The sequence below is a fragment of the Streptomyces sp. BA2 genome, from assembly GCF_009769735.1.
Lineage (GTDB): Bacteria > Actinomycetota > Actinomycetes > Streptomycetales > Streptomycetaceae > Streptomyces.
This window is the reverse complement of the sequence record NZ_WSRO01000002.1, coordinates 577295-591587: the sequence shown is the minus strand read 5'-3', so window position 1 is coordinate 591587 and position 14293 is coordinate 577295. Positions and strand designations below refer to the sequence as shown.

Annotated in this window: 8 protein-coding genes; 6 read left to right on the top strand and 2 right to left on the bottom strand. The window is 72.9% G+C overall.

Annotated elements, in window-relative coordinates:
* Window positions 1–44: 44 nt before the first annotated feature.
* From E5671_RS05435 to E5671_RS47365, 4 genes are all read left to right on the top strand, one after another.
* The gene (locus E5671_RS05435; RefSeq protein ID WP_160502698.1) at window positions 45–1673 is read left to right on the top strand and encodes an MFS transporter; all 1629 of its coding nucleotides are present in this window, start codon (window positions 45–47) and stop codon (window positions 1671–1673) included.
* 154 nt (window positions 1674–1827) lie between these two features.
* Window positions 1828–4887: an AfsR/SARP family transcriptional regulator gene (locus tag E5671_RS05430; protein WP_237330109.1), complete on the top strand. Its 3060-nt coding sequence runs from the start codon at window positions 1828–1830 to the stop codon at window positions 4885–4887.
* Window positions 4888–5212: 325 nt separating this feature from the next.
* The gene (locus tag E5671_RS05425) at window positions 5213–5878 is read left to right on the top strand and encodes a M15 family metallopeptidase (RefSeq protein ID WP_160502696.1); all 666 of its coding nucleotides are present in this window, start codon (window positions 5213–5215) and stop codon (window positions 5876–5878) included.
* A 28-nt stretch (window positions 5879–5906) separates the two neighbouring features.
* Complete coding sequence (locus E5671_RS47365; RefSeq protein ID WP_160502695.1) at window positions 5907–10115, top strand: CHAT domain-containing protein; 4209 nt, start codon at window positions 5907–5909, stop codon at window positions 10113–10115.
* On the opposite strand, the gene E5671_RS05415 is transcribed toward E5671_RS47365, so the two are convergent.
* Window positions 10100–10288, bottom strand: a complete 189-nt coding sequence (locus E5671_RS05415; RefSeq protein WP_160502694.1) for a hypothetical protein — start codon at window positions 10286–10288, stop codon at window positions 10100–10102. The two genes, E5671_RS47365 and E5671_RS05415, sit on opposite strands and share 16 nt — an antisense overlap.
* On the bottom strand, window positions 10272–10934 hold the full coding sequence (locus E5671_RS05410; RefSeq protein ID WP_160502693.1) for a DUF6338 family protein: 663 nt from the start codon (window positions 10932–10934) through the stop codon (window positions 10272–10274). Before E5671_RS05410 ends, E5671_RS05415 begins: the two co-directional genes overlap by 17 nt.
* A 284-nt stretch (window positions 10935–11218) precedes the next feature.
* On the opposite strand from E5671_RS05410, the gene E5671_RS05405 reads away from it, so the two are divergent.
* Both E5671_RS05405 and E5671_RS05400 read left to right on the top strand, forming a co-directional pair.
* Window positions 11219–12640 carry an extracellular catalytic domain type 1 short-chain-length polyhydroxyalkanoate depolymerase gene (locus E5671_RS05405; RefSeq protein ID WP_443032572.1) on the top strand — a complete coding sequence of 474 codons (1422 nt, stop codon included), beginning with the start codon at window positions 11219–11221 and terminating at the stop codon, window positions 12638–12640.
* Between the two features lie 51 nt (window positions 12641–12691).
* Window positions 12692–14113, top strand: coding sequence for a 3-hydroxybutyrate oligomer hydrolase family protein (locus tag E5671_RS05400; RefSeq protein WP_160502691.1), 1422 nt, complete (start codon window positions 12692–12694; stop codon window positions 14111–14113).
* The last annotated feature ends 180 nt before the right edge of the window (window positions 14114–14293 follow it).

The window sequence follows — 14293 nt, the reverse complement described above, 5'->3', positions numbered from 1 at the left end:
TGCCTGCTTGACACGCACTGCCTGCCTGACACGCCAGCAATCCCATGACGGGCTCTCGGACGACACCCTCAGAGCCTGCCGCCTCCCCGAAGCGGGGCAGCGGCAGCGGTATCGCACTCCTCGTCATCGCCTCGTGCCAGCTGATGGTGGTCCTCGACATCACCATCGTGAACATCGCTCTACCGCACATCCAGACCTCGCTCGGCTTCTCCACCGAGACCCTGTCCTGGGCGATCAACGCCTACACGCTGACCTTCGGCGGCCTGCTCCTGCTCGGTGGGCGCCTCGGCGACATCCTCGGACGCCGAAGGGTCTTCATGTTCGGCGTCCTGCTCTTCGTCTTCGCCTCGCTGCTCGGCGGACTCTCCCAGGAATCCTGGCAGTTGCTCGCGGCGCGCTCGCTGCAGGGCGTCGGCGGCGCCATCGCCTCGCCCACCGCGCTCTCGCTGATCACCACGACCTTCCGCGAAGGACCCGAGCGGAACAGGGCGTTCGGAGTGTTCGCGGCCGTCTCGGCGGGCGGCAGCGCGATCGGACTGCTGGCGGGCGGACTGCTCGTCGAATGGCTCGACTGGCGCTGGGTCCTGTTCGTGAACATCCCCATCGGCCTGCTCATCGCCTTCGCGACGCCCCGCTACATCCGTGAGTCCGAACGCCACCCGGGGCACTTCGACATCCTCGGCGCGCTCACCTCCACCGCGGGCATGGTGCTGCTCGTCTACGGCTTCATCCGCGCCTCCGAGGACGGCTGGAGCGACAGCGTGACCATCGGGGCCTTCGCGGGGGCCGTCGTCCTCCTCGGCCTGTTCCTCACCGTCGAGCGCCGGTCGAGGCAGCCCATCACGCCCCTGTGGATGTTCCGCGACCGCAATCGTGCCGGTGTCTACGGGATGATGCTGTGCCTGGCCGCGGCCATGTTCGGGATGTTCTTCTTCCTGACGCTGTTCGTGCAGAACATCCTGAACTTCAGCCCGCTGCGGGCCGGTCTCGCCTTCCTGCCGGTGAGCGCGATCATCGCGGTGGGCGCGGGACTCGCCTCCCAGCTGCTGCCCAAGTGGGGGCCCAAACCCTTCATGGTCGTGGGCGCGACGCTGGCCGCCGCGGGGCTCGGCTGGCTGACGCTGACCGATGTCGACAGCACGTACACGGGAAGCCTGCTCGGGCCCATGCTGGTCTTCGGCTTCGGCATGGGCATGCAGTTCGTGTCGCTGACCCTGATGGCGGTGTCGGGTGTGGAGTCGCAGGACGCCGGAGCGGCTTCCGGCATCCTCAACGCCACACAGCAGGTGGGTGGTTCGCTCGGCCTGTCCGTCCTTGTCACCGTCTTCGGCACGGCAAGCCGAAACGAGGCCACCGACCAGGTCCCCCGCTTCATGGCGGAGGCGACCAGGGCCGAGCAGCTGGAGTTCCGCAGGACGGGAGAGCTGCCGGGGCGCTGGGGCGATGAGGTCCTCGCCTCGGGCATCTCGAGCTCCTTCATCGCCGCTGCCGTCTTCGCCGTCGTCGCCGCGCTGATCGCCCTGGTGGTCATCCAGGTGCGGTCCGCCGACCTGGAGCGCCTCCAGGGCGGCGGCGTTCCGCTCGCGCCAGCCGTGGACACGCCGGGCGCGGGCGATGCTTCTTCCCCCGGCGACGGCTCTGCCCCACGCAAAAGCCCTCCCGCGCCCGGCTGAAGCCCCCGCGGCAAGCCCGCGCGGCGCCCCGCCGACGTATGGCCTGATTCCCTTGGTGTGCAAGCCAGTTGACAGCGGGCAGACGTAGTATGACCAGCCGATCAGGAGCGGGGGCTGTGGGGGCGGCGCGGGGCAAGGACCCATGGAGACGGGCTTGGACACGGACACCGACTACCGCTTACTGGGCCCGGTCGAGGCGTGGCGCGCGGGCCGCCGCCTCAGCCTCGGCGGACCCAAGCCCCGGGCCCTGCTCGCGGCGCTGCTCCTGGAACCTGGGCGCGTGGTGTCCGTCGAGGGGCTGATCGACGCCATCTGGGGCGAGAGGCCGCCGGACACGGCACGTTCCCTGATCCAGTCGTACGTCTCCGCGCTGCGCCGCGCGCTGTCCGCCGATGCCATCGAGACCCGGCCGCCCGGCTATCTGATCCACGCGGACGCCACCCTCGTCGACCGCGTCGAGTTCGAGCGCCTTGCCGTACAGGGCAGGCAGGCCGCCGCCGAAGGAGATCACGGCGCGGCCGCCCGGCTGTTGGGGGACGCCCTCGCCCTGTGGCGCGGCCCCGCGCTCGGCGGCATCGGCGAGACGCTGCGGGCCATGGCCGACCAGCTGGAGGAGGCGCGGCAGGCGGCCCTTGAGGAGCGGATCGCCGCGGAGCTGGCCCAGACGGGCCGCGAGAGGGAACTGGTGGCCGAACTCACCGCGTTGGTCGCCACACACCCCACCCGGGAGCGCCTGCGCGGCCAACTGATGCTCGCCCTCTACCGGTTGGGACGCCAGGCCGACGCCCTCGCGATCTACGCGGAGGGCCGCGACGTACTCGCGGAGGAGCTCGGCATCGATCCCGGCCCCGACCTCACCCGGATGTACGAGGCGATCCTGCGGGCCGACGAAGGGCTGCTGCCCACCGCGGCGGACGCCCCCGGCCCCGCCTCAAGGGAGGCCGCCGCCGTCCCGGTGGCGGCCCTCCTGCCGCCCACCATCGGCGACTTCACCGGCCGGGACACGCAGCTCGCCGACGTGCGGGACGCGCTGTCGGGCCCCCGCGAAGCCATGCCGGTCGTCGTGCTTTCCGGGCCCGGCGGCGTCGGCAAGTCCACGCTGGGCATCCGGGCGGCGCACCAGGTCGCCGACGCGTATCCGGACGGGCAGCTGTACGCCGAGCTGCGGGGCGCCACCGATCCCGTGGCGCCCGGCGAAGTCCTCGGCCGGCTCCTTTACGCCCTGGGGGCAGATCCGCCCGACGGGGACGCCGAGCGGCGCGACCTCTTCCGCAGCCTGGTCTCCGGGCGCCGCGTCCTGCTCGTGCTCGACGACGCGGCCAGCGAGTCCCAGGTGCGCCCGCTGCTTCCCGGCAGCGCCACGTGCGGGGTGCTCATCACCGCGCGGGCCCGCCTCGGCGCCCTGCCCTGCACCCACCGCACCGATCTCGACGTGCTCGACACCGAGCCGGGGACCGTACTCCTCGGCCGCGTCGCGGGGGAGCGGCGGGTCAGGGACGAGCCGGACGCCGCCCGGCGCATCGTCGAACTGTGCGGCGGGCTCCCGCTCGCCATCCGGATCGCCGGCGCCCGCCTCGCCACCCGGCGGCACTGGACCGCGCGCATGCTCGCCGACCGGCTCGCCGACGAACACCACCGCCTGGACGAACTCGCCGTCGGCGACCTGGAGGTGCGCGCGGGACTCGGCATGAGCTACCGGGCCCTGGACGCCCCCGCCCGTACCGCCCTGCGCCGCCTCGGCCTGCTCGCCGCGCCCGATGTCGCCGCGTGGGTGGTGACCGCCCTGCTCGACGTGCCGGAGGCCGATGCGGACCGCGTCGTGGAACAGCTCATCGACGCCCAGCTCCTGCACTGCACCGGCGTCGACCGCGCGGGCCAGCCCCGCTACCGGCCCCACGACCTGGTCCGCGTGTACGCCGCCGAACGCGCCGACGCCGAGGACCCGCCCGCCGAACGGGCCGCCGCCGTCGGCCGCGCACTGGGCGCCTGGCTCTGGCTCACCGGCCTCGCCGCGTCCGCCACACCCTCGGGCGCTGTTGAGCTGCACCGCGGGCTCCTGGACTCCACCAGCCCGAACGGATCCCCGGCCGGCTCCCTGCGGCAACTCGTCCGCCCCGTCGGACCGGAAGCCACCCAAAGGGCACTCGCCGACCCGGCCGCCTGGTTCGAGGCCGAGGCCGACGCGATCGCCGCCGCCGTCGAGCGCGCGGCTGCCCTCGATCTGCACACCCTGTCCTGCGAAGCCGCCGCGGCCCTGTGCTCCTCCGCGTACACCGTCGGCAACCGTTTCGAAGCCTGGTGGCGCACGCACGACGCGGCCCTGGCCGCCGCCCGCCGAGCCGAGGACAGGGCGGGGGAGGCCCTGTTGCTCATCGGTCTTGGCCAACTCCGCTACGAACAGGACCGGTTCCCCGAATCACAGGGCTACTTCAAGCAGGCCGCCATGCTCTGCGCCGAACTCGGTGACGTACGTGGACAGGCGGCCGCCTTCGCCGGGCTCGGCAGCGCCCTGCGCGAAGCGGGGCGGCTGCGCGCGGCGCAGGAGACGCTGGTGCGCGCCGTCGACGGGTTCCGTGAACTCCACGACGACCCGGGCCTCGGCCTGTCCTGCCGCTACGCCGGGTCCGTCCAGCTCGAACTCGGTGACTTCGCCGCATCCCGCGCCTTCCTCGACGAATCGCTGCGGGCCTACCGCAGGCTCGGCAGCCGCCGCGGCGAATCCCTCACGCTGCGCTCGCTCGGCCTGGTCCACCGCTCGCTCGGCGAGTATGAGGCGGCGGAGGAACTCTCCAGCCGTGCGGTGGACCTCCTCAGCACCCTGGGGGACCCGCTCATGTTGGCGTACGCGATGCAGGCGCGGGCCAAATCCCGCATCAGGCTGGGGCGTTCGGCCGAGGCGAAGGCCGAGATCCGCGACGTCCTCGACATCTGCCGCGGCCAACGCGACCGCTTCGGCGAGGCCTTGGGCCTGCGCACCCTCGGCGAGTGCGAACTCGCCGCGGGACGCCTCGACGCCGCGGAGCAGCACCTGACCGCGGCCGCCGCCCTCTGGAACGACCTCGGGCTTCCCCTGCCCCGCGCCCGCACCCTGCGCGATCTCGCGGCGGCGCGCGAGGCCGCGGGGGACAGGGCGGCGGCAGGTGCGCTGCGCGCCGAGGCACGCGAGGTCTTCGCGGCGTACGAAGCGCGCGAACGCAACGAGCCCGGGCTCTGAGGGTGCTTCAAGGGCGGCCTGTAATCCGCTTGTCCCGGACTTGCAGAGAATTTACAGCGGGCTGCGTCACGCTGTGGTTGTCGGCGGGTGAACACGCCGACGCCATCGGGGGATCGCAGGAAACAACGGGGGACTCAGCGGAATTCAACGGGGGAAGCACGGGGGAAGGCCACTGATGCCTCGTACGGCCCACACCACCGACACCGTCGGTCGTGTGGGCCGCTCGTCGCGTAGAGCCCCTGCCAGGGCACGGAGGGGACTCCGGGGGCGGGCGGCAGCCCGTCCCCGGGGCTGTGCCCGCCACCGTCGCCACGAAGGGGCAATCATGTCGTCGATCATCCTCATGAACGATCCCCGAGTCGTCGGCATCCCGGTCCACGACTGCGGCGAAGCCCTCGTGGACCTGCGCCAACTGCCCTTCGTGGACGTCGACGACCGCCTCGCCGACGCGGCCGGGGCCTACGCCCAGCTCCGTGAGGGCGTGGCCTGGCGCCTGGCCCGCGCAGCCCGGCTGCTGCCCGAGGGCCTGCGCCTCCTGGTCACCGAGGGGTACCGGCCGCTGGCCCTGCAGATCCAGTACTTCGAGGAGTACGCCGCCGAGCTGAAGAAGGCCAACCCCGACTGGTCGGACGCCTACCTCCATCAGCAGACGAGCCGCTCTCTCTCACCGCCGGAGGTGGGCCCGCACGTCGCGGGCGCCGCCGTCGACCTCACCCTGCGGAGCGCGTCCGGCACCGAACTCGACCTCGGTACCCCGGTGAACGCCAGCCCCGAGGAGAGCGACGGCGCCTGCTACATGGACAGCGCCCTGATCTCCCCGGCCGCCCGCCGCAACCGCCGCACCCTCACCGCGGCCCTCGCCACGGCAGGCCTGGTCAACTACCCCACGGAGTGGTGGCACTGGTCCTACGGCGACCGCTACTGGGCCCTCACGACCGAGGCCCCCTCCGCGCGGTACGGCCCGGTGACGCTGGACGCCGCGGCGACCTGAGGATCCTGCCGGTCCTAGGGTCACTGGCGTGGACATCGACGAGGCATGGGGACTGCTGAACGACGCGGCGAGCTCCGGGGACCCGCTGCGGGTGCGGGATCCGGAGCTGCTCGCGGGGGCACGGGAGCTGTGCGGGCCAGGGGCGCATCGCCAGGCCCGGCTGGTGCTCGGGTGGTGTCACTGGGCGCGGTTCGCGGTGCGGCCCGATGACGGCGATCCCGCCGACCTCCAGGCCGCGGTCGACGCGCTCACGCCGTGCTTCGTCTTCGGCCTGGAACCTCTGCCGCAGCCGCTGCTGCCACGGCTCGTCGAGGCAGCGGCATCCCGGGCGCAGCGCCTGTTCAGCGAGGTGATGACCAACGGCCTCGACCGGGCGTCGCTGGAGGAGGCCGCCCGCATCTGTCGGCGCCTGATCGACGCGCTGCCCGACGGCAGCCCCGACCGGCGCTCCTATCTGGACTCGCTGTGTTTCGCCCAGCAGTACGTGTACCGCTGGACCGGGGCCGCCGCCGATCTCGAAGAGGCCGTCGAGTCCGGTCGGGCTGCGGTCGCGGCATGCCCCGCGGACGATCCGGGGCGCGGTGTCGTCGGGGCGAACCTCGTCGCCGCGCTGAGGATGCGGTTCGAGCGGACGGGCGCCGACGCCGACCTCGACGAGGCGCTGCTCCACGTGCCCGAGGTGCCCGACACCCCCGGGGCGGGCGTGCTGTGCGCGCAGGTGTCCGGCGAAGTGGCCCGGCTGCGTACGTACCGGTATGCGCGCCACGGCGACGAAAGCGACCTCGAGGCGGCCCTGAGCGCCGTCCGCCGGGCACTGGACGCGCTGCCGGCCGGTCACCCGCACCGCGCCGCGTGCGGGCCCCTGTTGAGCCGGGCGCTGTCCGCCGAACTCAGATGCGCCGAACTGCGGCAGGGGCGAACGCCGCTGGGCATGGCGGAAGCCGCACTCCCCGAGCACATTCCCACCGACCGGCGCGTACGGCCCCGCCCGCTGACCGAGGCCGAACGTGCCGTGCTGAGCGACGCCGCCGCGCGGGAAGACCTCACCTTCGACGCGGCCGTGGACGCCGGTCACGAGAACGCGTCGGCCATGGTCGTCGAAGACCTGCGCGCCTCCGTCGCCGCCTCGCCCGCCGGTCATCCGGCGCATGCCGAGGCCCTGGTCCGGCTCGGCATCGCACTGGGCGGCCGTGGCGGCACGACCGGCTCGGCCGAGGAACTCACCGAGGCGGTGCGGCTCTGCCGCGCGGCGGTGGACGCCGCCGCCGAGCATCCCTGGCTGCGCGCGTACTGTCTCTCGCAGCTCGGCGAGCGGTTGCGGCACCGGGCCGAGGCGGCGGGCGCGGCGAAGGGCGCCGACCTCGACGAGGCGGTACGCGCCCACGAGGAAGCCGTGCGCGTGACCCCGGTCGGTTATGACGTCCGCGTCCAGTGCCTGGCCAACCTCAGCGTCGCGCTGATCACCCGGTTCGACTGGAGGCAGGACCCCGAAGACCTCGCCCGGGCCGTGGCCGCCGCCCGGCAGGCGCTGGCCGCGGGGTTCGGGGAAGGACCGGACCACGCCGACGTGCTGACGGGCCTCGCCGCCGCCCTGCTGCGCGCCTACGAGTTGTCGAACAACGCGGACGACCTCGACGCCACCCTGGACGCCGCACGGCAGGCGGTGGCCGCGGGGGACCCCGACGATCCCAGGCACGTCAACCGGCTGCTGGAATTGAGCAATGCCCGGCTCGCGGCCTTCCGGCGCTCCGGTGATCCGGACGAGGCCGCCGCGGCAGTGGCCGTGCTCCGCGAGGCGGTCGCGGCCATGCCGCCCGAATCCCCGCGCAGGCAGCGGCTCTTGAGCGCTCTGGCCACCGCGCTGATGGAGCGCGGCGACACGGACGCCGCCGTGGTGGCAGCTCGGGAAGCCGTCAACACCGCGACCCCCGGCCACGCGGACTGGCCGCGGCTGTGGAACGTCCTCGGCCGCGCCCTGTGGCAGCGGGCCGACACTTCCGGCTCGCACGACGACATGGCGGCGGCGCGGGCGGCGTGCGAAGAGGCGGTCGCCGCGCTCCCCGCCGACCATCCAGAGCGCGACCTGGCCCTCAGCGGACTGCAGGCGATGCTGCTGGCCCGTCATCGGCGCACCGCCGACCCCGCGGACCTCTCGGCGGCGGCGGACCTGGCCGCGGAGGTGGAGCGCATGCTGCCGTCAGGCCATCCGCGCAGGCCGGCCGCGCTGGCGAATGCCGCCGCGATCCACTGGGACCGGCACAAGCTCGGCACCGGGGACCCGCACGACCTGGATGCCGCGGTCGAGTTGCTGCGTGCCGCGGCCGACGCGGCACCGGCCGGTCACCCCTCCCACGGGCAGTGCCAGTCCAACCTGGGCAGTGCTCTCTACGCCCGCCGGGGGAGCGGCGGCAGTGAGCGGGACCTGGAGGAGGCCGTCGCCGCGCACCGGCGCTCGCTCGCGGCGCTGTCGTCGGGGGACACACGCCGCCCGGCACGGGTGTGGCGGCTCGCGCAGGCGCTGCTTGCGACATCGGTATCGGCATCTGCGCGGGCATCGGATGCGGCGCGGGAGGCGCTCGCCCTCCTGGGCGAAGTCACGCAGGACACAGAGGCCGCGCCCTCCCTACGCGTCGAGACCGCCCGCCTGGCGGCAGCTCTGATCGGCGACGACCACCCGGTCGAAGCGGCGGGCCTGATGGCGGACGCGGTGCGCCTGCTGCCACTGACCGCACCCCGCGAGCTCAACCGCTGGGACCAGCAGCACACCTTGCGCCAGTTCTCCGGCCTTGCCGCGGAGGCCGCGGCCCGGTCCCTGGCGGCCGGCGCGGAACCGGCCCACGCCCTGCGTCTCCTGGAACAGGGGCGGGCCGTGCTCCTCGGCCAACTCCTCGCGACCCGCGGTGATCTGGCGGGGCTGCGCGAGCGCAGCCCCGACCTGGCGGCGCGCTTCGTCCGGCTCCGCGGCCGGCTCGACAACGCGGCCCTCCACGACCCGCTCGAATCCATCACGCCCGGCGACCCGCTACGGCCCACCGGCACGGAAGCCCGCCGACGGCTGACCGCCGAACTCACCGAGACACTGGCCGAGATCCGCGCGCTCGACGGCTTCGCGTCGTTCCTGCTGCCGCCGGACGACGCGGAACTGCGCGCCCAGGCCGATGAGGGGGCGATCGTCGTGCTCAACGTGACGGCCCTGCGCAGCGACGCCCTGTTGCTGACTTCCGACGGCGTGACGCACTTGCCGCTGCCGGGCCTCGACCCGGACACGCTCGCCGAGCGGGCCGCCGACTTCCACCGGGCCCTGGCCAGGACCGCCGCCCCGGAGGAGTCCACGCGGATGGCGGCACAGCAGGTGCTGCACGACGTCCTCTGCTGGCTGTGGGACGTCGCCGCCGGGCCCGTCCTCGACCACCTGGGCCACCACGGGACGCCACCGGAGGGCGTGGCCTTGCCCCGCGTCTGGTGGGCGCCCGGCGGGGCGGTGAGCACGCTGCCGCTGCACGCCGCCGGACACCACAAGGAGGCGGTACGAGGCCGGGGCGAGCGCACGGTCATGGACCGGGTCGTCTCCTCCTACACCCCCACCGTGCACGCCCTGCGCCACGCACGCCGTGCACTTCCCGCGACGTCCGGGACCCCCGGGGTTTCGCTGATCTCCGTCATGGCCAGGACGCCGGGTGCCACGGACCTGCCCAACGCCCAGGTGGAAGCCGAGCGCGTCGCCGCCCGGCTGCCCCGCCCGGTGATGCTCACCGAGGCGTCCACGGCCGACGTCCTCGGCCACCTCCCGGACTGTGCCGTCGCGCACTTCGCGTGCCACGGCGTCAGCGACCCCGCCGACCCTTCCCGCAGCCGTCTGCTTCTGCACGACCACCGGGAGCGCCCGCTGACGGTGGCGGGCCTCGCGCCCGTCGCCCTCGACCGCGCCCAACTGGCGTACCTCTCCGCCTGCCGTACCGCCGTCAGCGATTCCACGGACCTCGTCGACGAGGCGATCCACCTCACCACCGCGTTCCAACTAGCGGGCTTCCGCCATGTGGTGGGCACCCTGTGGGAGATCAACGACCGCTTCGCCGCCCACCTCGCGGATGCCTTCTACGCCGAGCTGGCCACCGAGCCGGGAGCGGTCGACGCCCGCCACGCGGCACGCTCCCTCCACACGGCCGTCCGCACCGCCCGCGATCATCTGGTGCGCGCCCCGTCGCTGTGGGCGGCGCACCTTCATGCGGGTGCCTGAGCCTGAGCGGGTGCGTCGGGGTCCGGGGGCGACGCGCCCGCGGGGCCCTGCGGCGGCTCCGGAGGCTCGTCCGGGTCGTTCGCCTCCCCGATGGGCTGGTAGCCGCGGTGCTCACCGGGGTCGTCGAGGAAATACTGTTCCCACGGCGTCAGTTCGTCATCCGGTGCTGTCATTCCCGGTCCTTTCAGGGGCGTTGAGCAGTTCCACCATGTCAAGATCAGCCATGCGGAGATAGATCCCGTCCGTGGACTCCACTCGCGGCCCGAAGGAGCCGTCCGCGCCCATGCAGTACGACACTTGCAGGTACAGGTCCGCCTCCTGCGGATAGCCCGAGGCGTACGACCGGGTGCCGAACCAACCCCCGACCCACGTACCGTCCTTGAGCCGCGCCCGCACGAAGCGCCGTCCGCTGTCGGCCCGGGTGCCGAAGGCGTAGTCCCACGCCGTGGGCACGGGCCGGTACACGGAGCGGGCACGTCGCCGCTCCCGGTAGGAGACCGCGGCCGCGGCCGCCGCGGGCACCGCAAGGAAGAGCAGCAGCGCCCACAGCCCGATCGCCCGCGGATGCTCGGCCGCCAGCGCGCTCGGCCCGGAGCGCTCCGCCTTGCGCCACGCCTCGACAAGGACGGGCCCCGCGACAATGGCGTACAACCCGTTCAAGGCCACACTCGCCGTGATCGCGCGCAGTACTCGCTCCCCGAGCTGCGCCTCCCCGGCGACCGGGCCCCGCCACCGCTCGCGCAGGAACTGATAGGTCAGCCCCGGCAGAAGGAGCAGTACGAGGGCCACGAGCTGGCCGATCGTGGACGGCGGCTGCATACCTCTCCTCTCCGCGCCTACTCCGGTACCGACAAGGCCGTGTCGGTAGCACGGACAAGGACCGCGCAGCAACATGTCCGACACCAGCGGTAGTTGATGTTCTTGTGGCGTCCGTCGCCATTCTGCACCGCTTGCGGTGGCTCCTACGGTTGCCGGCACACCCTCCGTCGGGAGCCGCCATGCCGTCGTACGATAGCCGTTTCCCTCCGCAGCCGTCCGAACGGTCACAGCCGTCCGCAGGACCGCCTCCCCGCAAGGGGCGGTGGCGCCGGGCCCTGGGAAGGGTGACCGCCGTCGTGGGCCTGGTCGTGACCGGAGCGGTGTTCTCGCCGCCGCCCTCGGCGCAGGCGGCCGTCGCCCTGGAGAAGGTCGGCGACTTCGGTGCCAACCCCGGCAGTCTGAACATGCACGTGTACCGGCCGACGACCCTGGCGGCGAATCCCGCCGTGGTGGTGGCCATGCACGGCTGCACTCAGAGCGCGCAGATCTACGCCGACAACGCTGGCCTGGTGAAATTCGCCGACCAGCACGGATTCCTGCTCGTCTTCCCCGAGCAGACGTCCGCCAACAACAGCAGCAAGTGCTTCAACTGGTTCCAGCCGGGAGACACGCGACGCGGGCAGGGCGAGGCGGCCTCGATCCGCCAGATGGTCACGCATGCCGCTTCCGCGTACGGCGGCGACACGGAGCGGGTGTACGCCACCGGTCTGTCGGCCGGCGGCGCCATGACGTCGGTGATGCTCGCCACCTACCCGGACGTGTTCAAGGCGGGCGCCGTGGTCGCGGGCCTGCCGTACGACTGTGCCGACGACGTGCTGTCCGCGTACAGCTGCATGAGCCCCGGCGTCGACCGCACCCCCTCGGCGTGGGCGCAAGGCGTCCGTGACGCCTACCCCGGCCATACGGGTCCCTGGCCGCGGGTGGCGATCTGGCACGGCGACAACGACCCCACCGTCGCCAAGAAGAACGCCGATGAACTGCGTGATCAGTGGACCGCCGTCCACGGCCTGGACCAGAGCCCGGACCGCACCTCCGTCATCGGCCCCGACTCGACGCGCAGGGAGCAATACCTTGGGACGGACGGGACCGTAGCCGTGGAAGTCGACCGGGTCCCCTCCATCGGCCACGGCACCCCGGTCGACCCGGGGACGGGCGCGGAGCAGTGCGGTGCGACCGGGACGGCGAACTTCATCGACTCCATCTGCTCCAGCCACTGGATCACCGGCTTCTTCGGCCTGGACGGCTCCGCCCCCGACCCCGTCGGTCTGCCGGCCCCGAGCGGCCTGGCGGCGACCGGCGCCACCGACACCTCCGTCACCCTGAACTGGAACAGCGTCACCGACGCCGCGTCCTACGCCGTCTACAGGGACGGCACGCGTGTCGCCACCCCGACCGGCCCTCCGTTCACGGACACCGGCCTCAGCCCCGGCGGCAGCCACACGTACAGCGTGGCCGCCCGCGACCCGGACGGCGCGGAAGGGGCGCGGTCGTCCCAGGTGACCGCCTCCACCACGGGCTCCGCCGCCAAGTGCTGGAAAGCGAACAACTACCAGCAGGTCCAAGCCGGACGAGCCACCACCAGCGGCGGCTACGCCTACGCCAAGGGCTCGAACCAGAACTTGGGCCTCTACAACACCGCTGTCACGCACACCCTCAAGGAGTCGCCCACCGGCTACTACGTCATCGCCGACGGCGCCTGCCCCTGATCGCCCCCGCTCGGCAACCGCCGTACGCATTCACGCCCACCGGAGGAACCCGTGCCCGCCACACATCCGCCCCGACGTATCAGCGCCCTCGCCCTGACGGCGCTGCTCGTCACGCTCGCCGCGGTTCCAGCCGCCGCCAAACAGCCCGGCGCAGACCGAGGCGGCGGCGCAGGGCACTGCGGGTCACCGGCGAGGCTGCAGGTGCCGGGCGCCGAACGCCAAGAGGCCGCCTGTCTCGCAGAGTTGACCACCGCGGGGACGGTTTCCTCGGGCCACACCGACCCGGCCGACTGGGCGGGCCTGACCCCCGCCGGGCTCACGACACCGCGCGGCGTGCCCGGCATCCAGATCGACGGCTACTTCCCCGACAGCTCGGCGACCAACACCAACCACGGCTGGAAGCACGACGCCCAGTTCGTCATCCGCCTGCCCGACCGCTGGAACGGCGGCCTCGTGGTCGCGGGCACACCCGGCGTCCGTGAGCAGTACGCCAACGACCGCGCGATCGGCGACTGGGTGCTCTCCCAGGGCTACGCGTTCGCCTCGACCGACAAGGGCAACACCGGCGCCGCCTTCTACCGGGACGGGGCCGAGCCGGGCGACGCCATCGCCGAATGGAACACGCGCGTCACTCAACTCACCCGCGCCGCCCAGGCCGTGGCCGCCCAGCGGTACCACCGGCCTCCTGCGCGCACGCTGGCCACCGGCATGTCCAACGGCGGTTACCTGGTGCGCTGGCAGTTGGAGAACCATCCCGAGCTCTACGACGGGGGAGTGGACTGGGAAGGCACGCTGTGGCGGACCAAGGGGCCGAACCTGCTCGGCTTCCTGCCGCCCGCGCTGCGCGCCTATCCGACCTACGCGGCGGGTGGTGAAGGAGCGGACAAGGCCCGTCAGGAGATGGTCGCCGCCGGGTTCCCCGCCGGTTCGGAGTTCCTGTGGCCCTATCACCACCAGGTCTACTGGGACCTGACCCAGCGGATCTACCGCGAGGAGCTGGACCCGGGCTACGACGGCGCGACCGAGGCCGGAACTCCCTTCTGCGCGCCGGGGACACCGGCGTGCGACGCCGACTACGCGTACGCGACCCGGCCGCGGGAAGTCCGCGACGCCGTGCGGAAGATCGCCCTGACCGGACGCATCGGCAAACCGCTGATCACCCTGCACGGCACCCTCGACGTCCAACTGCCCATCAGCAAGGACTCGGACGTCTACGCGAAGATGGTGCGTGGCGCGGGCCGCGGCGGCCTGTTCCGCTACTACCGCGTCGAAGGCGGCACGCACGTCGATTCACTCGTCGACACGTTCCCCGGCAAGCTGCGTCCTCTGGTGCCCTGCCACCGTTCCGCCTTCACGGCGATGGAGGCCTGGCTCGACCGGGGGAAGCAGCCGCCGCCCAGCCGAACCGTGCCGCGTCCGGAGACCACCGACCCGGCAACTCTGCTTGCCCGATGCCGCCTTACCGGGCAGTAGTTTCGGCCAACCCTGGGCAGGGACCCGCGCGCCGGAAGGCGAGCTTCCCGAACGGCCAGCCAGAAAAGGCCGAGTTGACCTAAGATCGCCACGCTCCCCATTCGTAAGGGAGTTCGGTGCGTTCGGGGAGGGTTCGTTCGTCGTGGTGAAGGTGTGCAGGACCGCCGGGGCAAGTGCGGC